The sequence below is a fragment of the Gordonia amarae NBRC 15530 genome (assembly GCF_000241345.1).
Classification (GTDB): Bacteria; Actinomycetota; Actinomycetes; order Mycobacteriales; family Mycobacteriaceae; genus Gordonia; species Gordonia amarae.
Window position 1 is genome coordinate 61,576 of the sequence record NZ_BAED01000052.1, and the last position, 22,073, is coordinate 83,648.

Here is a 22,073-nt window from a genome sequence, read left to right on the forward strand (position 1 = left end):
GGGCGCGGGGTTCCGGGACTGCGGGGTCCCGGTCCGCGTGAGTTCGTCAGGGGGTTCCGGCCAGGGGTTCCGGTCGGGGGTATGTCGGTCAGGGGTATTTCGGGTCAATGATGACCCGCTGTGAAAGGTGAAGCCTGAGATGGCCCAGTCCGGTGACGGATTCGAATTCGAGAACAGCGGTGCCGGGCGGCGCCGGCCGCTGCAGATCGCACTGGCGACCCTGCTGGTGATCATCGCTGTCGCGGGGGTGATCCTGTGGCGGACCGGTGCCGGCGGCTGCGGCGAGCGCACCTCGGTACGGGTGGCCGCCGATCCGACGATCGTCGGCACGGTCCGGTCGCTGACCGGGATCGCCGCCGACAACGGCTGCCACGACTACGAGGTCGACGAGGTCGCGGGCGCCGCTGTGCCGGGCCGGTTGACCAGTGGCGACGACAAGTCGCCGGAGCTGTGGGTGGCCGATTCACAGACCCAGGCACGCCGGGTGATCACGCAGGTGCGCAAGGCGCCCGACTACGTCGCCGAGTCGCTCGCGTCGTCGCCGACAGTGGTGGCCGGCACGGGGCTGAAGTCGCTTACGTCGTGGGTCGAGGTGATGAAGCTGCCCGACATGCGCATGGGCAGCCCGATGGAGACCTCCACCGGCGACGCGCCCATCACCGGCGCGCTGGCGGAGGTGAAGGCGGGCCGGGTCAAGCAGGACGACCTGACACAGGCGCTGTCGATCCTGGCCATCCAGCAGAACAACGCGCGCCCGGCCAACGACAGCGAGGCGACGCGCCTGAACCTGGCGAACGTCGAGGGCATCCCGGTGGTCACCACCGAGCAGCAGTTCTCCCAGTTCCAGCGGCGGCATCCTGATTCGAAGCTGAAGTCGGCGATCCCCGCCGACGGCACGGTGATGCTCGACTATCCGTTGCTCAACACCGCGGGCCGCGGCACCAAGGACGCCGCAGCCGCGGCCGGCAAGGAACTGGTGGCCGCGGCAACCTCGGAAGAGGGCCGGAAGGTGTTGCGCGACTCGTCCTTCCGCAATCCGGACGGTACCGGATTCGGTGACGAGGTGACCGTGCTCGACAGCGGCGACGCGAAGCTGGTGGACAAGACACTGCGCCAGTGGCAGGTGCTCGGCATCCCGATCCGGACGACGCTGATGGTCGACACCTCGGGATCGATGCGGGAGTCGGCCGGGACCTCGACCCGCGCGCAACTGCTCGCCGACGCGTCGACGCAGGGGCTGATGCTCTTTCCGAACAACACTCAGGCGTCGCTGTGGATCTTCGGGATCAACAAGGGTGGGCCGGACCAGGACTGGAAGGAACTGCTGCCGTCGCGCCGGCTCGACGCGGCGTCCTCGCGGGGTACCCATCGCGACGACTTCCGGGCCGAACTCAAGCGCGCGATGGCCGAGGATCTCGGCGGCGGCACCGGTCTGTACGACAGCATCCTGGCGGCCTACAAGTCCGTCCAGGCGGGTTACGACCCGACGTACTCCAACAGCGTCATCGTGATGACCGACGGCCGCAACGAGGATGCGAACAGCGTGAGTCTCGATGAATTGCTGGCCACGCTCAAGGAGCTCGAGGATCCGGCGCGGCCCGTGCTGGTGCTGACCATCGGCATCTCCGGCGACGCGGATGCCGACGCGCTGCGCAAGGTCGCCGAGGCGACGGGCGGCAGCAGCTATGTCGCCGAGACCGCTGCCGATATCCAGTCGGTGTTCGTCAATGCGATCGCGGCACGGGTGAAAGCCGCCGGGCAGGGCTGAACAGAAGGTCGGAATCCTCTTTTCTTGGTATCGTAAAAATGATTCCTCAACAGATAAAAGTATTTGTGTTCAAATAAGAATATTGCCATTCTTGAATGAGTCATCGGACCCACGGATGTCAATTTGTCACTAGTGAGATACTCTGCGAAATCAATCCACTCGATCGGGTGGTGATTCGGGGTCTCGGTCGAACGGATGGCCGGGCCGACCGCGGCTTCGGAGTCCGCGGCTCAGCGCAGGGGTACATTCGACATGACACGGCAGGGCGGCAACCGTCGCGTGAGTTCAGGATCTTCATCGGGGCGTTCCGGTGGCAGGCGCTTCGGGGCCGGTCACGTGCTGGCCGGTCTCGCGCTGGTGGTGATACTGATCAGCGGTGCCATCGTGTGGAGCACCCTGGCCGACGGGTGTGGCGGCAACCGGAAAACGGTGTCGGTGATGACCGACAGCGACATGGCCGGTGTCGTGAAGGATCTCGCCGGGCAGGCGTCGGACAATTCCTGCTACGACTACCGGGTGTCCGCCACCCCGAATATCGAGGCACCGTCGAAGCTGACCGGCAATTCACGGACCGATCTGTGGCTGGCCGATTCACCGACCAGGGCGCGGCGCGTCATTCAGCAGGTACGGCTGCAGACCGATTACGTGTCGAAGTCCCTGGCGAGTTCGCCGGTGATGGTGGTGGGCACCACGCTGCGCGAGTCCAAGACCTGGGTCGATGTGATGAGGATCGAGAATCTTCAGGTCGGCAACCCGCTGGAGTCGGCGACCGGGGACGCACCGATCGTCGGTGGCGTGGCGTCCGTGGCCACGGGACAGGCATCGCCGACCGGCCTCAAACAGGCGATGGTCACCATGGTCACCACGCGACTGAACCTGGCTCCGGGCCAGGACACCGACGAGGCCCGTCTCAAGCTGGCTGATTCGTCGGTGACGCCGGTGGTGGCCAGTGAACAGCAGTACCTGGCGTACCTGCGGACCCACAAGACCTCGAAGCTGACCGCACAGACTCCGCGGGCCGGTACCGTGGCGCTCACCTACCCGCTGCTCAACACCGCGGACTCCGGCCGTAAGGACATCGCGGCCAAGGCGGGTGCGGCACTCGTGGCCGCCGCGGCAACCGACAAGGGCCGCAAGGCGATCAACGATGCCGGGTACCGCAACCCCGACGGATCCGGTGTCGGCGATGACGTCCCACTCCTCAAGTACGACGACGAGACGCAGATCGACAAGGCGCTCGCCTCGTGGCAGACGATCGGCGTGCCCACCCGCACACTCCAGGTGCTCGACACCTCCGGTTCGATGCGCACCCCCGCCGGAAACTCCACCCGTGCGCAACTGCTCGCCGACGCCACCGTGGAGGGGATCAAGCTGCCGGGCCGCAATGCCCAGATCGGAACCTGGATCTTCGGCATCGACAAGGGCGGCAAGGGGCAGGACTGGCGTGAGATCACCCCGGTCAAGCGGCTCGACGACATGAGCACCGGCACCCTGCATCGTGACCTGGTCACCCGGACCACCCTGGCGGCGCTGAAGAACGATCTCGGCGGCGGCACCGGCCTGTACGACAGCACGCTCGCCGCATACAAGCACATGGTGGACACCTACGACCCCGCGGCCACCAACGCGATCGTCATCGCCACCGACGGCCGCAACGAGGACGCCCAGAGCATTACCCTCGACGACCTGATCGGCCAGCTCAAGGCGCTCTACGATCCGGCGCGTCCCGTGCAGATCCTGACCTTGGGCCTCACCGACGACGCGGACGCCGACGCGCTGAAGAAGATCGCCGACGCGGTCGGCGGCGTCACCTACATCGCCCGGACCCCGAGCGATATCAAGAACATCTTCACCAGCGAGCGCATCCGCATGATGGACTAGGTGCCCATAACGACCGGTGTGCTGGCGGCTTGTGTGTACGGGTGTACACTGCCGCGAAAGGTCTAACACTGTAGGGGATTTCTGTGCGTTGCTGGGGGAGGGTGATGTGTCGCGCCGTCGGATCGGGTGATCGGCGCCGGCGGGTCCGTGAAGGCGTAGCCGTCGGTCATGATTCCGGTTCCCGTCCGGGGCGTGCCCGGTGAGCCGGCACCGCGCCGGTCCGCGGGGCGACGAGCCGGAACAGACGATCACCGGCGGTTTCCGGGCGATACCCTCGGCGAGACAGACCGGACCATCGGCGACGCGGAGTGGGACGCCCGCACAGCGCTCCTGGGAGGTGCCCTCGCGCCAGGCGACACCCAAAGCGCCGGTTACTCCCACAAAACCTGCTACTCCCAAAGGGTTTGGGCCACCGACAACGGCTGGGCCGAAGCGGGATGCGAAACGTGCTGAGCCGTCCGCCATTCCGGCGGAGCGTCGGCACCGGGTGCGGGCCGGTCTGTGGACGGTCACGGCGCTGGCGCTGGTCGCAGCGCTGGTCAGCGGCATCCTCTTGTGGCGCAACGATTCCAGCGGGTGTTCCGGTCGTGAGACCGTCCGGGTGGCCGCCGAACCGGCGATCGCCGACGCGCTCACCGGACTCGCGGATCTCACCGCCGCGGACGGTTCGTGCTTCGACTACGCCATCGAATCCATCGCGGGAGGGTACGTTCCGGAGCTCCTGACGCGCGGTGAGGGAGCGCCCGAGCTGTGGGTCGCGGATTCGCAGAGCAAGGCCAGGCGTGTGATCGCCCAGACACGCCGCGGTTCCGGCTTCGTCGCCGAATCGCTGGCCACCACGCCCGCGGTGGTCGTGGGCACCGATCCCGGTACCTACCCGGGCTGGGTCGACGTGCTGAGGCGGCCCAATCTGCAGATCGGGAGCCCGGTGTCGTCAACGGCGGCCGATGCGCCGATCGTCGGATCGCTGGCCGCGGAGCTGTCGGGCCGGCTGACCCGCGCGGACCGGCTGGCCGCGATGGCCGGGCTGGCGGACCGCCGCAACCGGGCCGTACCGATGGCCGACCCGAAGTCCACCGACGAATCTCGGCTGATGTCGGCGGGCGCGACGGCGTCGGTGGTGGTCACCTCCGAACAGCAGTTCATGACGTTCAAACGGCACTATCCCAACTCATCGCTGATCAGCACCGTTCCCTCGGACGGCACTGTGCTGCTGGACTATCCGCTCGTCAACACCGCCGGTTCCGATCAGGCGGCGGACGCGGGTGTGACATTGCTGAAGGCGGCGCGGTCGCAAGCCGGCCGCAAGATTCTCACCGGGCAGGGCTTCCGCGCACCCGATGGCACCGGAGTCGGGAAGCCTGTCAAGACGCTCACCATCGACCCGGCCCGGGTCGATGCCGCCGTGGACGAGTGGACCGCCATGGCGCTGCCCACCCGCACCATCCTGGCCCTGGACGTGTCGACGTCGCTGCGTATGCCCGCCGCAGACTCGACGCGTGCAGCCCTGGTGATCGACGGGGCGCTCGGATGGCTCCGGCAACTGCCCCCGAACACCGATGTCGGCATGTGGATCTACAGCCTCAACAAGGGCGGCAACGGCCAGGACTGGCTCGAGACGGTGCCCTCGCGCAGGCTCGGCGATCCGGTCCGGAGCTGGACCCAGCGTGACATCCTCGACGAGAGCATCAACAGGTCGCTCAAGGCCGAACTCGGTGGCGGCAGAGCGCTGTACGACACCATCCTGGCCGGGTACAAGGCCGTGCTCAACGGCTACGACGCCGACTACACCAACACCCTGACGATCGTCACCGACGGTCGCGACGACGACCTGCAGGGGCCGACGCCGGCGACGCTGATCGATCAGCTCAAGCGGCTCGCGGATCCGGGGCGACCCGTGCGGGTGGTCGTGCTGGGGGTGTCGGCGGACGTCGACCGGGCGACATTGACGACGATCACGAACGTGACGGGCGGCGGTACGTCCGTGACCGCCGACCCGTATGGCATTCAGGGGTTGTTCGCGGGGGCGGTGCGTCCGCGGCTGTCGCCGCCGGTGAATCCGATCGGTGCGGACGGAAAATGAGCGGTGGTACGGACCGTATCAAAGCTCAGTCGCGGAAATCGTCCTCCGGACAAACTATTAGCACTTCTAATAGTCCCCGAGAACGGGAAATGTCCTGCATCCTGCGATGCCTTGGATTCGATGCACAATAACAAATAGCAGTATTGCCCTCTGGAATGGTGTATTCCGACTATGATCGGGCACACGGATTGGGTATGCTACAGCGGGGGAAATCGTGGTGTGAATGGCCGGATTCGGTGCATTCCGCGCGTCGTCGGGGTGGTCACACGCTTTTGTCGCGTTGATCAAACGTGTTAAGACATGAATTCCTCTCGGTATGCAACGACGAGTGGGGAACGATTATGGTGCGGCACAGCAGTTCTGGAAGACGCGAACGGTCGGCCGCGGCGACCGGTGGGTTCTCCCTCGATGACCTCGGGGCCGGTGGCGGTACCCGGCGCCGCAGCCGTACGGGCATGTGGCTGCTGACCGCGCTCCTGCTCGTGGTGCTGCTCGTCAGTGGCGTGATCCTCTGGCGCGGTATCCACGGTTCCTGCAGCGGCGGTGCCGTCAAGGTGGCCGCCGATCCGACGATCGCCGACACCGTGAAATCGCTCGCCAAGAAGGCGTCGGCCGACTCCTGCTACGACTTCACCGTCGACGCGGTGGCCGGCGGCGCGATTCCGTCGTTGCTCACCAGCGGTAAGAACGTCCCGGACCTGTGGGTGGCGGATTCGAGCCAGCGCGCGCGCCGGGTGATCGCCCAGGTGCGGCTTGGTTCCGATGCGGTCAGGAAGTCCCTCGCCACATCGCCGGCGGTGGTGGTGAGCACCCGCAGCATCACCTTCGACACCTGGATCGACGTGATGAAACTGGTCAACCTGCGGATCGGCAACCCGGCATCGTCGTCGCTGGCCGACGCACCGATCATCGGCGCGCTCGACGCCGCGGCCTCGGGTAAGGTCAACGGCCGGGCGCTGCTGACGGCGATGGCGGAGATGGCGGCCCAGCGCAACAACGCCACGCCGCTCGACGACACCGAGGACGCCCGCCTGGAGCTGGCCAACTCCTCGACTGTCCCGGTGGTCACCTCCGAACAGCAGTATCTGCAGTTCCTGCGCAACAACGCGGGGTCCCGGCTGCTGGCCACCACGCCCGCCGCGGGCACCGTGTCCGTCGACTATCCGCTGGTGGTCACGGCCGGCGACAAACGCGACCGTGCCGCGAAGGCGGCGGATGCGCTGACGAAGGCCGCGCACTCCGGGTCGGGGCAGGATATCCTCAACAACAACGGCTTCCGGAACGCGGACGGTTCGGGCGTCGGCGAAGCGATCAAGACGTTGACCGTCGATCCGGCGAAACTCGATGCCGCACTGGATCAATGGCATGATCTGAGCCTGCCGACCCGCACGATCATGGCCATCGACACCTCCGGCTCGATGACCGCGCCGGCCGGAATGTCGACCCGCGCCGCACTGCTCACCGAGGCGGTCAGCAACGCCTTCTCGCTGATCCCGCGCAACGGCGTGGTGGGCGTGTGGATCTTCGGCATCGACAAGGGCGGCTTCGGAATCGACTTCAAGGAGAAGGTCCCGTCCCGCCGTCTCGACGCGAAGGTGGGCAACCAGACCCAGCGGGAGGTGCTGAACACCGGGGTGCGACAGGCGATGACCACCGATCTCGGTGGCGGAACCGGCCTGTACGACACGATCCTCGCGGGTTACAAGAAGATGGTCGAGACCTACGATCCCAACTATTCCAACACCTTCACCGTGCTGACCGACGGCCGCAACGAGGACTCGGCGAGCATCGGCCTGGACGAGCTGCTCAGGCAGCTCAAGGCACTGTCCGATCCGGGGCGTCCGGTGCGGGTGATGGCGATGGGTATCTCCGAGGACACCGACGCGGCCTCGCTCACCAAGATCACCGACGTCACCGGGGGTGCGACCTTCGTGGCGACGGACCCGACGAAGATCCGCACCCTGTTCGAGGACGCGGCCAGAACGCGTCTCGCCTCGGCAGGAGGCACCAGGTAGACGCACCTCACGGTGATGACCGGAACGGCCGTGATGTCTGATTTCTGAGGATTTCCTGGCGATCGGCGTTCCGGGCGTGCGCGAGGGCCGGGTGGCACGGCACAATCTGCAGGCATGACTGCAACGACAATGCCCGAGCGCGTGCTGCGCGCGTCCGGAGTGGCCGCGACTTTCGCGGTCGTGGGCCTGGCCGTCGGCGCCTGCGGCGACGACGCGGACTCCTCGGACACCACCACGACACCCGCCGACAACGCAGCGGTCTCCACGGCCGCGGATTCGGGCGGGTCCTATAAAGACGGCACCTACTCGGCCACCGGCACATACGTCAGCCCCGGCGGTCAACAGAGCATCGGCGTCACAGTTACTCTCGCATCAGGGAATGTGACCGCACTCGAACTCGACCGCAGCCACACCAAAGGTGTGTCGGCGACCTTCCAGGGGAAGTTCGCGAGCGGCATCAACGATCTCGTGATCGGCAAGAGCATCGACGACCTCGACGACATCTCGAAGGTCGCCGGATCCTCGCTCACCTCGGGCGGTTTCAAGAAGGCGATCGCCCAGATCAGGGAAGATGCCGCCGAATAGGCGGAACAGTCCCCGGACACATTCGGCGTCCGCACCCGCCCTCCCGGGTGGATGCGGACGCCGGTGTGCGTCTCCCTCTCGGACGCTCAGAGGATCGTGAGCATCTCGTTGTAGGTCGGCAACGGCCACATGTCATCGGCCACAATGGATTCCAGTTTGTCGGCGATGGAGCGAACCACGGTCATCGCCGGGATGAGTGTGTCCAGTGCGTACTTGGCCTCGGCTTCCACGTCGTCGCCGCCGAACCCGCCGATGGCCTCCTCGATGGCGCCGAGGCTGCTGTTGAAATCCTTGACGTACTTGTTGAGCGTGAGCAGCGTCGGTGTTTCGGTCTGGATACCGGCGGCCAGCAGCTGGGCCGCGGTGCCCGCCAGCTCGCCCAGGTAGCGGATCGCGGCGGGCAGGATCATCGTCTTGCCCACCTCCAGGGTCTCCTTGGCCTCCACCAGGATGGTCAGGGCGTACTGCTCGAGCACGACCTCCTTGCGGGCCTCCAGTTCCCGGTTGCTGAGAATGCCGTAGTCCGACAGGAGCTCCTTGATCTCGGGCTTGTCGTACTGGGCGATGGCGTCGACGGTGGTGCGCAGATTGAGCAGCCCACGCCCGGCCGCCTCCTCCTGCCATGCCTGGGAATAGCCGTCGCCGTTGAACACCACCATGCCGTGCTCGACGATGATCTCCTCGAGAACCTTCTGGATCGCGTCGTTGAACGCGGCGCCGCCCTCGATCTCCCGCTCCAGGAATGAGGCGATGTAATCGATGGATTCGGCGAGCATCGCGTTGATGGCGATCATCGGATCGGCGATTGACTGGTTGGAGCCCGGGGCGCGGAACTCGAATCGGTTGCCGGTGAAGGCGAACGGGCTGGTGCGGTTGCGGTCGCCCGCGTCGGCCTTGAGCGGCGGCAGGGTGTCCACACCCAGTTCCAGCACGCCCGACTCCTTGCTGGCCTTGGCTCCGCCTTTGGCGATCTGATCGAACACGTCCATCAGCTGATCACCGAGGAAGATCGAAATGATCGCCGGCGGGGCCTCATTCGCGCCGAGGCGGTGGTCGTTGGAGGCCGAGGCGATCGAGGCGCGCAGGAGGCCGCCGTACTTGTGGACACCCCGGATGATCGCCGCGCAGAACACGAGGAACTGTGCGTTGTCGTGCGGGGTGTCGCCGGGGTTGAGCAGGTTTCCCTGATTGTTGTTGCCGAGCGAGAAATTGACGTGCTTACCCGAACCGTTGACACCGGCGAACGGCTTCTCGTGCAGCAGGGCGACCATGCCGTAGCGTTCGGCGACCCGTTTCATCGTGGTCATCATGAGCTGCTGATGGTCATGGGCGAGATTGGACTTCTCGAAGACCGGGGCGATCTCGAATTGTCCCGGGGCGACCTCGTTGTGCCGGGTCTTGGCGGGGATACCCTGCTTGAACAGCTCCCGGTCGAATTCGATCATGAAGGCCAGCACCCGCTCGGGGATGGCGCCGAAGTAATGGTCGTCGAACTCCTGACCCTTGGAAGGCTTGGCGCCGAACAGGGTTCGGTTGGCGACGGTGAGATCGGGGCGGGCGTAGTAGAAGTGGCGGTCGATCAGGAAGTACTCCTGCTCGGCGCCCGCGTACGACACCACGGTGTCGACATCGGTGTGCCCGAACAGCTTCAGCAGCCGCATGGCCTGCTTGCTCATGGCCTGCTGGCTGCGCAGCAGCGGGGTCTTCTTATCGAGCGCCTCGCCGGTCCAGGAGATGAAGATCGTGGGGATGCACAGGGTGTTCCCGTTGGGGTTCTCCAGGATGTAGGCGGGGCTCGTCACATCCCACCCGGTGTAGCCGCGGGCCTCAAAAGTGCCGCGCAGGCCGCCGTTCGGGAAGCTCGACGCGTCGGGCTCACCCTGCAGCAGCGTCTTACCCTGGAATTCGGCGAGCGAGGCGCCGGCCCCGTCGGGCTCGAGGAACGAATCGTGCTTCTCGGCGGTGAAGCCTGTCAGCGGATAGAAGACGTGCGCGTAGTGCGAGGCGCCCTTCTCGATGGCCCAGTCCTTCATCGCCGAGGCCACGAAGTCGGCGAGGGTGGGATCGAGGGGCGCACCCTGGTCGATGGTGGCCGTGACTGCCTTGTAGACGTTCTTGGGGAGTCGTGCCTTCATCACCGGGAGGGAGAAGACGTTGCGGCCGAAGGTGTCGGCGAGTGGTTCGGGGAAACCCGGCGCGGGAACCGAGTAGTTGGTGATGGCCTCGATGGCCTGACGACGAGATGTGCTGCCACTCATTCCGGGCTCCTGTGGTGCGGTGGGTGATGCGGCTACCGACGCTATGGCGGCCACGTGCCCTGGCCATTTCCCGAGTGTGACGGTGATGAAAACACCACGATGAGCCCCACGGACCTGTATGCAATAAGTCACATATAGAATTCGGTCGAGTGAATCGGGTCGCCGTCGAACCCGGCCTGACACTCAGTTACGATCACTAGCGCTTGTTTTTGAGGCTGTGGAATCTTGAGGCTGTGGAAGGAGCCCACTGTGACGCAGGTACGCCATGAGGTGCAGGTGACGATCGCTCGGGAGCGGGTGTTCGCCTACGTCGACGACTACCGGACCGTTCCCGGCTGGATGTTCGGGGTGACCAAGTTCAACCCGCTGACCGAACAGACCTCGGGCGTCGGGGCGACGTTCGACGCGTCGATGAAACTCGGCCCCAAAACGCTGCACACCACCCTCAAATGCACCGAATGGGTGGAGAACGAGCAGATCACGCTCGACTCGATCGACGGCTTCGACGTGTCGATGAGCTGGGCGTTCGCCGGGTCGGACGAGGACACCCGAGTCACCGTGCTCTTCGACTACACCCTGCCCGGCGGTCTGGCGGGGCGCGCCCTCGGCGCGATCATCGAACCGGCGATCTCCGGCGTGATCAAGCACACCGAGGCCGCGTTGATCAAAGGCGTCACCGAGGCCGACGCGGCCTAGGGTCAGGCCGCAGGGGCGCTACCGGAGATCCGGGGCGCCCGCACGCGATACTCGTTCCCACAGTGTGTGGGACAGTCAGGACGTTGTGCCGAGAAGCTGCCGTTGCAGGACCGGCGCCATCGCCCTGCCTTCGGCCAGACTGCCGTTCATCGGCCAGATGTGGGTACCTCCCCAGCGCATGTCGAACCAGATCTTGGCGCCGGGCAGCTTCGCGGCTTTCCGGGACAACGCGAACGCGTCTGTGTACAGCAGGTCGACCGATCCGCTGTAGACGTAGGTCGGCGGGAGGCCTTGGAGGCTGCCGAACAGCGGACTGGCCCGGGGGTCGCGAGTGCTCAGGCGGCCGGCCCACATCCGGCCGGCGGTCCGCAACGTGTCGATGTTGAGGAACGGGTCGAAATACGGTGCGGGCGCGGTGTCGGTCATCGTGACGTCCAGCCACGGCGAGACCAGCACCAACGACGCGGGTGTGGGCAGGCCCCGCTTCACGAGTTGCTGGGTGGCGGCGAGGGTGAGCCCCGCCCCGGCGGAGTCCGCGAGCACGCTCACGTTGGTCGCACCGTGCTGCCGGATCTGCGAGGTCAAGTAGTCAGCCATGACGGGGACCACGCTCGCGGCGTGGGCGATCGGGACACCGGGGTAGAGGGGGACGACAACCGTGGCGCCGGTGTCACGGACCAGGGACGCGTAGTAGGTCCAGTGCTCCGGTGTGGGCGGGAGCACGTATGCACCCCCGTGCACGGCGACAATGGTCTTCGGTGAATTGCGGGTGGTGATCGGGGCTTTGGACACGGCACCCTTCCGCGGGGCCATGCGCCATACATTCCAGCCGTGGAACACGCCCATCGTCATCACGACGCCGTCGACCGCGGTGGTCGGCGGGCGTCCGGGATCCGACTCCCGCGCGAGCTCTGATTCGCTGGGACTGGCGTTGCCGCGGATCAGTCGTGACACCAGCGACGAGACCTGCGTGGCACCCACCCGGGATTGGGTGATCAGCGAAACCCGACCGGCGAAACCGGGATTCTCGGACGGCGGCTGCATGCCCGACTCGGGTGACGGTTCGGCTGAGGGGGGTGTGCCGGGTGGGGGTGTCCGGGGTGCGGCGTCCGAATGCGCGGCGCCGAGGCACACCGCTACGGTACTCACCAGGGCGGTGAGTGCGGCTCCGGCCTTACGGAGTGTGGGCTTCATGCCGCGCAGTGGTGGGCGGGACCTGCGGCGGCGCCTACCGATGGCGGTCATGTCCTCCCTTATACCAGCTCAGATACGTGTGCCGGGGTCAGTGATCAATCGGGTGGCCGGTCCTGCGGCGTTCGAGAGCATTCCGCACCCGGCGCTCCCCGGGCAGCGGAATACGTGGCCGGGCAACGAGATACCGGCTGACGGGGGTGCGCAGCAGGACATCGACGACGAGCAGCGACAGCACCAGGGCCGTGACGATCAACACGATCGCCCGGACCGCCGGTGCGCCGGGAAACCACTCGAAGAGTCTGTCGAAGTACCCGGCCCGCGCGAGGATATCGAGCATCAGGGGGTGCACCGCGAACACGCCGAACGCGCGTTTGGTCGCCCAGGACACGAACCTTGTTCCGCTGCGCCTGCCCGACCTGCGCCGATCGTCCCACACCGTCGCACCCAGCCACAGCAACGCGAAACCGCACACCAGCCACGGGAGGTTCACCGGGTTCCACGGTGAGTTGGCCAGCCACGGCACCTCACCCGGCGATGTGGCCACCCAGTAGGCGGTCACGCTGAGCGCGGCCGACGCCAGCGCGCAGGTCACGACGAGGACCCAGTGCACACGCAGCCACCGTTCCACCGCCTGGTGATGGTAGGCCGCGACGGCGCCGATCGCGATGAACATCGAATACATCGGCACCGTTTTCCACAGGTGCTCCAAGACCTCGCTCCAGAACGGGGACAGCGGGCGGGGCGTGTAGTGATACAGCGAGAACATCCCGACCTGGATCACGGCCCCGACGGCGATCACCCGCCACGGGTGGTCGGCATACCGCTCGACGACCTTGATGATCAGCGGGAAGAACAGATAGATCTGCATCGAGATCAGCAGGAAGTACAGCTGGTACTTGCCGGTGCCCGCGAGCAGGTCCCCGCCCAGGTCGGCGAACCAGGTGCCCGCGGACGGGAACGGGTTGTTCCGGATGAGCAGGTGGTCGGTGATCGAGTAGATGATCGTCCACAGCAGATACGGCCACAGCACCAGCCCGAACCGGCGGCGCCAGAACTCGGTGGCGGTCATCGTCTTGCCGTGCATGCTCAGCACCAGCACGAACAGAGTCACGACGACGAACCCGTAGCGGGTCAGATGCAGCAGGGTGCCGGCCAGATGCGAGCCGCGTTCCACACCGGGGGCGAAGCTGAGGCCGTTGACGCTGTGCGCGACGACCACGCCGGTGAACAGCGCGACCCGGACGAGGTCGGCGGTGTAGGCGCGCCCGGTGCCGGCCTTGGCGCCGCCGGTTCCCCGGGCGGTCCGTTCATCCGATTCCGGGCCGGTGGGTCCGGAATCGGCGGGCTGGGTCTGCGGGATGGATTGCACGAGCACCTTCGCGTTGCTTATCGGTCGCGATGGATGAGTCTACGTGCGTCGCCTGTGAGCCGTCGGCACGGTGTGGATTGCCGTCAGGATTTCACGAGCCGGGCGATCGCCGCGGACGCTTCGCGCAGTTTCTCCTCGGCCTCGGGGCCGCCCTGTGTGGCGGCGCTGAGCACGCAGTGCCGCAGATGGTCGTCGAGCAGGGCCAGGGCGACACCTTCCAGTGCGCTGGTCAGCGCCGAGATCTGGGTGAGGATGTCGATGCAGTAGACGTCCTCGTCGACCATCCGGTGGATGCCCCGGGCCTGGCCCTCGATGCGCTTGAGCCTGGCGAGGTAGCGGCTCTTGTCGGCGATATAGCCGTGGGTGGCGCCCGAGTGGCAGCTGTCCGCCGCGTCGTCGGTGGCGGTGTCCGAAGGTGCGTCGGTCATGGGTGATGTCCTCGGGTGCGGGGCTGGCGGCAGACCGCCATCATAGCCCCCGGGGGTATGGGAATGCCCGAAGGCGGCGGCTTGTTAGATACCCTAGGGGGGTATACCGTGGGAGTGGCCCACGGAAACGGACCCCTACGACCACGGATTACGGAGATGGCGATGAGTGCTGCGACCACGACCGAGTACCAGGTGACAGGCATGACCTGCGGACACTGCGAGATGTCGGTGCGCGAAGAGGTCGGTGAGGTGCCCGGCGTCGACAGCATCGAGGTCAGCGCCACGACCGGCCGGCTCGTCGTGACCGGTGACGGGACCGTCGATGACGCTGCGGTGCTCGCGGCCGTCGATGAGGCGGGTTATTCGGCGGTGCGTATCTGATGAGCACCGGACGGCGGCTCGCATTGTTCGCCGCGGCGCTCGTCGCGGTGTTCGCGGTCGCGTTCGGGGTGGCCGCGGTGGCGGTGCCCGACAGCGTCGTCAGCTCGTGGAAGCAACGCGCGCAGGACTCCCATCAGGAGATGTCCGGCGGCCACGACCCGGACCACGACGCCGCTCCCGAAAGCCCCGCGGATGGGCTTGCCGCGCCGGTGCCCACCACGCCACGGACCGCCGACCACGTCGACGGTTTCCACCTCACCCTGTCGGGTACGCCGATGGCCGGCCATGACGCCCCGCTGGCGATCACGGTCACCCGCGACGGCGTCCCGGTGACCACGCTGCAGCCATACCTCGGAGCGTTCGGGCATCTGGTGGCGCTGCGCGAGAGCGACCTGGGCTACCTGCCCATCCATCCGGATGGTGCCGAACCCCGGCCGGGGCAGACCTCAGGGCCGCGCGTCGGGTTCACCACACGCGCGCCGGGCGCCGGCCGCTACCTGCTGTACTTCGACTTCCAGATCGACGGGGTCGTGCGCACCGCGACGTTTGTCGTCGACGCCGTCGCCACGCGTTGACCCGGTCCGGAAAGAGAGATTCTGACGATGAGTACCACCGCGCCCGTGGCCCCGGCCACCGGGGCGAGCTACGAACTCGACATCACCGGGATGACGTGCGCCTCGTGCGCCAACCGCATCGAACGCAAGCTCAACAAGCTCGACGGCGTCGAGGCGACCGTCAACTACGCCACCGAGAAGGCGAAGGTCACCGCGCCCGCCGGCCTCGACCCCGAGGTACTGATCGGCACGGTCAAGGACGCGGGCTATGACGCGACGCTGCCCAGGCCCACGCGTGCCCAGCCCGGGGATGCCGATCCCGGGGACGCCGACGACCCGGCCGATCGTGAGCTGGAGTCGTTGCGGCACAGGCTGATCGGCGCGGTCGTGCTGACCGTTCCGGTGATCGCGACGGCGATGGTCCCGGCCTGGCAGTTCACCAACTGGCAATGGGCCTCGCTCGCGCTGGCCGCGCCCGTGGTGATCTGGGGTGCCTGGCCGTTCCACAAGGCCGCCGCCATCAACCTCCGGCACGGCGCCGCCACCATGGACACCCTGATCTCGTTGGGCACGCTCGCCGCGTTCGGCTGGTCGCTGTACGCGCTGTTCCTCGGTGACGCCGGCGAACCGGGAATGCGGCACGGCTTCGAGTTCTCGCTACAGCCCTCGGACGGCGCGTCGAACATCTATCTGGAGGCCGCCGCCGGCGTCACGATGTTCATCCTCGCCGGCCGCTACTTCGAGAAGAGGTCCAAGAAGCAGGCCGGTGCGGCGCTGCGTGCGCTGCTCGAGCTCGGCGCCAAGGACGTGGCGGTGCTCCGCGGCGGCGCCGAGGTGCGGATCCCGATCGACGACCTGTCGGTGGGCGACGAGTTCGTGGTGCGGCCGGGGGAGAAGGTCGCGACCGACGGCGTCGTCGTCTCCGGCGAATCCGCACTCGATATGTCGATGCTGACCGGGGAGTCGGTGCCGGTGGAGGCCGGTCCCGGCGACTCGGTGGTCGGTGCGACAGTCAACGCCGGTGGGCGGCTGGTGGTCCGGGCCACCCGGGTCGGCGCCGACACCCAGCTCGCGCAGATGGCGCGGCTCGTGGAGGACGCGCAGACCGGCAAGGCGCCGGTGCAGCGGCTGGCCGACCGCATCTCGGGTGTGTTCGTGCCCATCGTCATCACGATCGCCGTCGGCACCCTCGGGGCTTGGCTGGGCGCCGGGTTCGGGGTCACGGCAGCGTTCACCGCCGCCATCGCGGTTCTGGTGATCGCCTGTCCGTGCGCGCTCGGCCTGGCCACCCCCACGGCCCTGCTGGTGGGTACCGGACGCGGCGCCCAACTCGGCATCCTGATCAAGGGGCCGGAGGTGCTGGAGTCGACCCGGCAGGTCGACACCGTCGTGCTCGACAAGACCGGCACCGTCACCACCGGAACCATGACCCTCGTCGACGCCGTGGCCGAACCGGGTGTCGAACGCGCCGACCTGCTGCGGATGGCCGGGGCGCTCGAGCACGCATCGGAGCATCCGATCGCCGCCGCCGTCGCCGCCGGGGCCCGCGCCGAGGTCGGCGACCTGCCGGCGGTCGACGGTTTCACCAACCTCGAAGGCCGTGGTGTGCAGGGTGTCGTCGACGGCAAGGCCGTGATCGTCGGCCGCGAGGCGCTGCTGGCCGACTGGTCACAGGCACTCGGCGATGAGGTGTCCGCGGCCAAGGCAGCCGCCGAACAGGGCGGCAAGACCGTCGTCGCGGTGGGCTGGGACGGCCGGGCCCGCGGCATCCTGGTGGTCGCCGACACCGTCAAACCCACCAGTGCGCAGGCGATCTCACAGTTCGTCGAGCTCGGCCTCACCCCGGTCCTGCTGACCGGCGACAACACGGCCGTCGCCCGGCAGATCGCCGACGAGGTGGGCGTCGAGCAGGTGCACGCCGAGGTGCTTCCCGCCGACAAGGTGAAGGTGATCGCCGCGCTGCAGGCCGAGGGCAAGACGGTCGCGATGGTCGGTGACGGCGTCAACGACGCCCCCGCCCTCGCCCAGGCCGACCTGGGTCTGGCGATGGGCACCGGCACCGACGTGGCGATCGCCGCCTCCGACATCACCCTGGTGCGCGGCGACCTGCGCAGTGCGGCCGATGCGATCCGCCTGTCCCGCAAGACCCTTCGCACCATCAAGAGCAACCTGTTCTGGGCCTTCGCCTACAACGTGGCCGCCATCCCGGTCGCCGCGCTCGGCATGCTCAACCCGATGCTCGCCGGTGCCGCGATGGCCTTCTCCAGCGTCTTCGTGGTCGCCAACAGCCTGCGCCTGCGCACCTTCCGCTGAACCCGTGCTGTCATACCCCGAAATCCTTGCCGGCGGGAATCGGCACTCTCTGACTCGCGATGCCTCGGGGTCACCAGGATTTGAGAATTGAATTCGTCATTTCAGGAAACCCAATAGTTAACGTTTGATTGTCAAACTCTCCTATTCCGTACATACTGTTTCCAGTGAGTTCGGAAGCGGACGTATTGCCCTCCGGCACGCGATTGACGTCACCTGTGACATGGCGTGACCACCGTTTCAGGCTGTGACTCGGCGATGGGGGGCGTTTATGGTGCGGCATGGTGGTGACCGTCGGCGCGGCGGCTCGCATGGTGAGGGTGGGCGCGGCGGTGCCACGATCAGGGTCGCGACTGCGGTGGCGCTCGTGGCGATCCTGGCCGGCGGTGTGGTGCTGTGGCGCGACGTCGCCGACGGTTGCGGCGGGAACCGCACCGGCATCGCCGTCGCGGCCGATCCGACTATCGCCACGACGCTGCGGTCTGTTGCCGAGAAAGCTTCGGATACTTCGTGTTTCGACTACTCAGTCGAGGCGGTGGAAGGTGGCCGGATTCCCGCACTGCTCACCGGGGGCAAAGACATCCCCGATCTCTGGGTGGCCGACTCGCAGCACCGTGCGCGCCGCGTCCTCGCCCAGGTCCGGCTCGGATCCGGCGCCGTCGTCGGATCGCTGGCGACCACACCCGCGGTGGTCGCGAGCACCCAGACCGTCTCGGAGGATTCGTGGGTGGACGTGATGAACCTGCCGGACCTGAACATCGGTAATCCGGCGTCCTCGTCGCTGGCGGACGCGCCGATCATCGGTGCGCTGGGAGCGCCCGGCGCCGACAAGCTGAACAAGCGGACGCTGATGCTGGCGATGGCCGAGATGGCGAGTCGGCGCAACGACGCGGGGGCGACCGAGGACAGTGAGCAGGGGCGGCTGAAACTGGCCGACACGTCGACGGTGCATGTGGTGACCTCCGAGCAGCAGTACCTGGAGTTCCTGCGCGGCCATGCGGGGACGCGGTTGCAGGCGACCACTCCCGCGACCGGCACGGTCCTCATCGACTACCCGCTGGTCAATACCTCGAAAGCGCACCGCGACCGGACCGCCGAGGCCGCCGCGGCCCTGGTGCGCACCGCCGGTTCGGGCGCGGGCCAGAAGATTCTCGGCGCCGCGGGCTTCCGGAACCCGGACGGCACCGGCGTCGGCGAGCCGGTCAAGGCGCTGACGGTCGACGCGACCAAGCTCGACAAGGCGCTCGACCAGTGGTTCGAGCTGAACCTGCCCACGCGCACGATCATGGCGATCGACACGTCGGGCTCGATGCAGTCGCCCGCCGGGAACTCGACTCGGGCCGCACTGCTCACCGATGCCGTCGTCGGAGCCTTCGCGCTGATACCGCGCAACGGCGTGGTCGGCATGTGGATCTTCGGGATTGACAAGGGCGGCATCGGCACCGATTGGAACGAACTCGTCCCGTCCCGCCGCCTCGACGAGAAGGTGGGCGACGTGATGCAGCGAGACATGCTGATCACCGGGGTGCGGAAGGCGATGACCACCCAACTCGGCGGTGGCACGGGCCTGTACGACACCATCCTGGCGGGCTACAAGAAGGCGCTCGCAGACTACGACCCCAACTACTCCAACACCTTCACCGTGCTGACCGACGGCCGCAACGAGGACTCGCGCAGCATCTCGCTCGACGATCTGGTCAAGCAGCTCAAGGCGCTCACCGACCCCGGGCGTCCGGTGCGGATCGTGGCGATGGGCATCTCCGAGGATGCCGACGCCGAGTCACTGACCAAGATCACCGACGTCACCGGCGGTGCCACCTTCGTGGCGACCGACCCGGGCAAAATCAAGACGATCTTCGACGACGCGGCCCGGACCCGGCTCATGAACGCCTCCTGACCACCACCGATACGGGCGGACTCGGCGCCCGAGGTGATGAAGTACACTTGCCGCTGTCGGCGACCGCCGGCCCCGCTCTCGTAGCTCAGGGGATAGAGCACGGCTCTCCTAAAGCCGGTGTCGCAGGTTCGAATCCTGCCGGGAGCACAGTGACATCCTCGCCGGCCTCCGGCCGGTGTGCGCTTACCGTGTGTGGACAATATCTACGCAGGCGCACCCCCAAGGCCATGCCAGGAGTACTCAAAGGCCATGCCCGGAGCGCTCATGACCCTGCGGGGGCAGCACGCAGTATGTTTGTGCGCATGAGCACAGAGATCGTCCTCGTCACGGGTGCGTCCAGCGGGATCGGGGCCGCCGTCGCGCGGGAGTTCGTGGCGCGTGGGCACACCGTGTACGGCACCAGCCGCAATCCCGAGGCAGTCGCGGATCCGGTGCCGGGCGTCACCTATGTGCGCCTGGACAACTCCGACTACGCCACCGCAGACGCCGCAGTCGAGACGATCGGGCGTATCGACATCCTCATCAACAATGCCGGCGAGTCGCAGGCCGGGGCCCTCGAGGACACGCCGATGGAGGCGATCGAGGACCTGTTCACCAAGAACGTCTTCGGTCCTGTCGCCCTCACCAAGGCGGTGCTGCCGGGGATGCGGGAACGCCGGCACGGCACCGTCGTGATGGTGGGGTCGATGCTCGCGAGCTTCCCGGTGGCGTTCCGGTCGACGTACTCGGCGGCGAAGGCGGCGCTGAAGGCGTTCGCGCTGGCCACCCGTCGTGAGGTGGCGCCGTACGGGATCCGCATGATCAGCTTCGAACCCGGCACCATCGCCACCGGCATCGGCGGCCGGCGCAGCGTCCACATCGGCGAGAACTCCCCGTACGCCGGCGACTACGCCACCGTCGCCGCGGCCACCGCCGAGAACGAACAGTCCGGCATCACCGCGCAGGCGACCGCGGAGGCGATTGTCGACGCCGCGCTGGCCGAACATCCGAAACCGTTCTACGCCAAGGGAAGTTCGGCACCGCTGGTTTTCCTGGCCCGGCGCCTCGTGCCGCGTGAGGTGATCCTGGCACTGACCGCCCGCAAGCACGGCCTGCCCTGGATCAAGCTGTGAGCGTTCCGGTCACCCTCCGGGTCATCGGCATCGGTCCGGGCGGCCCCGAACATGTCACCTTCGCCGCCGCCGACGCGATGGTCGGTGTCGACGCATTCCTGTTCCTGGACAAGGGATCCGCCAAACAATCACTGCTCGACGCCCGGCGGGAGATTCTCGATCGGTATGCGCCGCAGGGCTATCGGATGATCGAGATCGCCGACCCGCCCCGTGACCGCAACCCCGCCGACTACGCCGCCGAGGTGCGTCGCTGGCACTCTGCGCGGGCATCGGCCATCGAACAGGTGCTGCTCGAGGACGTCGGCGAAGGCGGGGTGGCCGCGTTCCTGGTGTGGGGCGACCCGGCCCTCTACGACAGCACCCTGCGGATCGTCGACGACCTCACCGCACGCGGCGTGCTCGCCCCCGAGGTCACCGTGATCCCCGGAGTCACCAGCATCAGCGCATTGACCGCGGCACACCGGATTCCGCTCAACCGGATCGGCGAACCCATCCACATCACCACCGGCCGGCTGCTCGCGAGCACCCCGGACGGTGCTTCCGGCAATCAGGTGGTGATGCTCGACTCGTACCTGACGTTCACCGAGACCGCCGACCCCGACGACGAGATCTGGTGGGGCGCCTACGTGGGCACCGCCGACGAGATCCTGATCAGCGGCCGCGTCGCCGACGTGGCGGAGGAGATCGCCGAAACCCGGTCCAGGGCGCGGGAATCAATCGGCTGGTTGATGGATGTGTATCTGCTGCGCAAGAATACGCGGTCACCAGATCTCGGCGAGTGAGGCGAGCATGTCCTCGCGCAGTTCGCTGCGGCAGATGACGAAATCCGGCATGTACGGATACGGCTGGTTGTAGACGATCGGGGTGCCGTCGAGCCGGCTGCAATGCAGGCCCGCGGCCAGCGCCACCCCGACGGGCGCGCAGTTGTCCCACTCGTACTGGCCGCCCGCGTGCACGTAGGCGTCGGCCTCGCCGGTCACCACCGCCATCGCCTTGGCGCCGGCCGAACCGATCGGGATCGGGTTCAGCTTGAGCTCGCGCGAGACCCACGACACCTCGTACGAGGCGTACCGCGACGTCGCGAGCCTGCCGCTGAGCGGTCCGGTGGTGGTCTCGACGGTGTCGGACCGGAACACCCGTCCCTTGGCCGGCAACGACACCGCGGCGTGCGTGATCTTCCCGCCCTCGGTCAGTGCCACATGCACGGCCCACTCGTCGCTGCCGGAGGCGAACTGACGGGTGCCGTCGAGCGGGTCGATGATCCACACCCGCTCGGCCGTCGCGCGGTCGCCGACGTCGGCCGCCTCCTCCGACAGCACCGCGTCGGCGGGGCGATGGCGGGCCAGCACGCTCGCGATCCACGCCTGGGCCATCGTGTCGCCGACATCACCGAGGTGCCGCCCCGACAACAGGTCGCCGTGCCGGACCCCGAGCAGGATCTCACCCGCACCCTCGGCGATGCGGGCGGCGAGTTCGGCATCGGAGAAGCCTGAACCGTGGAGGCCGGACCCGGAATAGTCGGAGCGCATCCACTAACTAGAG

General features: G+C 67.3%; 17 protein-coding genes and 1 tRNA gene. 13 read left to right on the plus strand and 5 right to left on the minus strand.

The genetic code is table 11. The annotated features are described in order from the left end of the window. The first annotated feature begins 139 nt into the window (after positions 1 to 139). From GOAMR_RS15085 to GOAMR_RS15105, 5 genes are all read left to right on the plus strand, one after another. Positions 140 to 1,768 (plus strand): VWA domain-containing protein, encoded by a 1,629-nt coding sequence (locus GOAMR_RS15085; RefSeq protein WP_005189509.1) that lies wholly within the window; start codon positions 140 to 142, stop codon positions 1,766 to 1,768. 279 nt (positions 1,769 to 2,047) lie between these two features. After that, on the plus strand, positions 2,048 to 3,649 hold the full coding sequence (locus GOAMR_RS15090; protein WP_170319166.1) for a substrate-binding domain-containing protein: 1,602 nt from the start codon (positions 2,048 to 2,050) through the stop codon (positions 3,647 to 3,649). Between the two features lie 487 nt (positions 3,650 to 4,136). After that, positions 4,137 to 5,732 (plus strand): substrate-binding domain-containing protein, encoded by a 1,596-nt coding sequence (locus GOAMR_RS15095; RefSeq protein ID WP_005189516.1) that lies wholly within the window; start codon positions 4,137 to 4,139, stop codon positions 5,730 to 5,732. A 341-nt stretch (positions 5,733 to 6,073) separates the two neighbouring features. After that, positions 6,074 to 7,747, plus strand: a complete 1,674-nt coding sequence (locus tag GOAMR_RS15100; protein WP_040515427.1) for a substrate-binding domain-containing protein — start codon at positions 6,074 to 6,076, stop codon at positions 7,745 to 7,747. Positions 7,748 to 7,861: 114 nt separating this feature from the next. Further along, a complete protein-coding gene (locus GOAMR_RS15105) occupies positions 7,862 to 8,332 on the plus strand; it encodes an FMN-binding protein (protein WP_040515429.1) in 471 nt (156 codons plus the stop codon). Between the two features lie 86 nt (positions 8,333 to 8,418). Here the strand turns inward: GOAMR_RS15105 and GOAMR_RS15110 are convergent, their stop codons facing one another. Beyond that, entirely contained in the window at positions 8,419 to 10,590 is a 2,172-nt protein-coding gene (locus GOAMR_RS15110) for a glutamine synthetase III family protein (RefSeq protein WP_005189523.1), read from the minus strand. A gap of 249 nt (positions 10,591 to 10,839) precedes the next feature. Between GOAMR_RS15110 and GOAMR_RS15115 the strand changes: the two genes are divergently transcribed. Further along, positions 10,840 to 11,286: an SRPBCC family protein gene (locus GOAMR_RS15115; RefSeq protein WP_005189526.1), complete on the plus strand. Its 447-nt coding sequence runs from the start codon at positions 10,840 to 10,842 to the stop codon at positions 11,284 to 11,286. Positions 11,287 to 11,361: 75 nt separating this feature from the next. Here GOAMR_RS15115 and GOAMR_RS23705 read toward each other — a convergent pair whose 3' ends face one another. The 3 genes from GOAMR_RS23705 to GOAMR_RS15130 all read right to left on the minus strand — a co-directional run bounded on the left by GOAMR_RS23705 (position 11,362) and on the right by GOAMR_RS15130 (position 14,277). Continuing rightward, on the minus strand, positions 11,362 to 12,531 hold the full coding sequence (locus GOAMR_RS23705) for an alpha/beta hydrolase fold domain-containing protein (RefSeq protein ID WP_005189529.1): 1,170 nt from the start codon (positions 12,529 to 12,531) through the stop codon (positions 11,362 to 11,364). Positions 12,532 to 12,568: 37 nt separating this feature from the next. Then, positions 12,569 to 13,849, minus strand: a complete 1,281-nt coding sequence (locus GOAMR_RS15125; RefSeq protein ID WP_244427426.1) for an acyltransferase family protein — start codon at positions 13,847 to 13,849, stop codon at positions 12,569 to 12,571. Between the two features lie 83 nt (positions 13,850 to 13,932). Beyond that, a complete protein-coding gene (locus tag GOAMR_RS15130) occupies positions 13,933 to 14,277 on the minus strand; it encodes a metal-sensitive transcriptional regulator (RefSeq protein ID WP_005189534.1) in 345 nt (114 codons plus the stop codon). 162 nt (positions 14,278 to 14,439) lie between these two features. Here GOAMR_RS15130 and GOAMR_RS15135 point away from each other — a divergent pair, with 162 nt between their 5' ends. From GOAMR_RS15135 to cobF, 7 genes are all read left to right on the plus strand, one after another. Then, positions 14,440 to 14,658, plus strand: a complete 219-nt coding sequence (locus GOAMR_RS15135; RefSeq protein ID WP_005189537.1) for a heavy-metal-associated domain-containing protein — start codon at positions 14,440 to 14,442, stop codon at positions 14,656 to 14,658. Further along, on the plus strand, positions 14,658 to 15,233 hold the full coding sequence (locus GOAMR_RS23710; RefSeq protein ID WP_005189540.1) for a DUF8832 domain-containing protein: 576 nt from the start codon (positions 14,658 to 14,660) through the stop codon (positions 15,231 to 15,233). Before GOAMR_RS15135 ends, GOAMR_RS23710 begins: the two co-directional genes overlap by 1 nt. A 27-nt stretch (positions 15,234 to 15,260) precedes the next feature. Continuing rightward, positions 15,261 to 17,525 carry a heavy metal translocating P-type ATPase gene (locus tag GOAMR_RS15145; protein WP_005189543.1) on the plus strand — a complete coding sequence of 755 codons (2,265 nt, stop codon included), beginning with the start codon at positions 15,261 to 15,263 and terminating at the stop codon, positions 17,523 to 17,525. Between the two features lie 268 nt (positions 17,526 to 17,793). Then, positions 17,794 to 19,419 (plus strand): substrate-binding domain-containing protein, encoded by a 1,626-nt coding sequence (locus GOAMR_RS15150; RefSeq protein WP_005189545.1) that lies wholly within the window; start codon positions 17,794 to 17,796, stop codon positions 19,417 to 19,419. A gap of 74 nt (positions 19,420 to 19,493) precedes the next feature. Continuing rightward, positions 19,494 to 19,566 (plus strand) — tRNA-Arg (locus GOAMR_RS15155). A 155-nt stretch (positions 19,567 to 19,721) separates the two neighbouring features. After that, positions 19,722 to 20,531, plus strand: coding sequence for an SDR family NAD(P)-dependent oxidoreductase (locus tag GOAMR_RS15160; RefSeq protein WP_040515431.1), 810 nt, complete (start codon positions 19,722 to 19,724; stop codon positions 20,529 to 20,531). Next, on the plus strand, positions 20,528 to 21,313 hold the full coding sequence (cobF, locus tag GOAMR_RS15165) for a precorrin-6A synthase (deacetylating) (RefSeq protein ID WP_005189552.1): 786 nt from the start codon (positions 20,528 to 20,530) through the stop codon (positions 21,311 to 21,313). Before GOAMR_RS15160 ends, cobF begins: the two co-directional genes overlap by 4 nt. Here the strand turns inward: cobF and GOAMR_RS15170 are convergent. Beyond that, a complete protein-coding gene (locus GOAMR_RS15170) occupies positions 21,293 to 22,060 on the minus strand; it encodes a 3'(2'),5'-bisphosphate nucleotidase CysQ (protein WP_005189554.1) in 768 nt (255 codons plus the stop codon). The two genes, cobF and GOAMR_RS15170, sit on opposite strands and share 21 nt — an antisense overlap. Between the last annotated feature and the right edge of the window lie 13 nt (positions 22,061 to 22,073).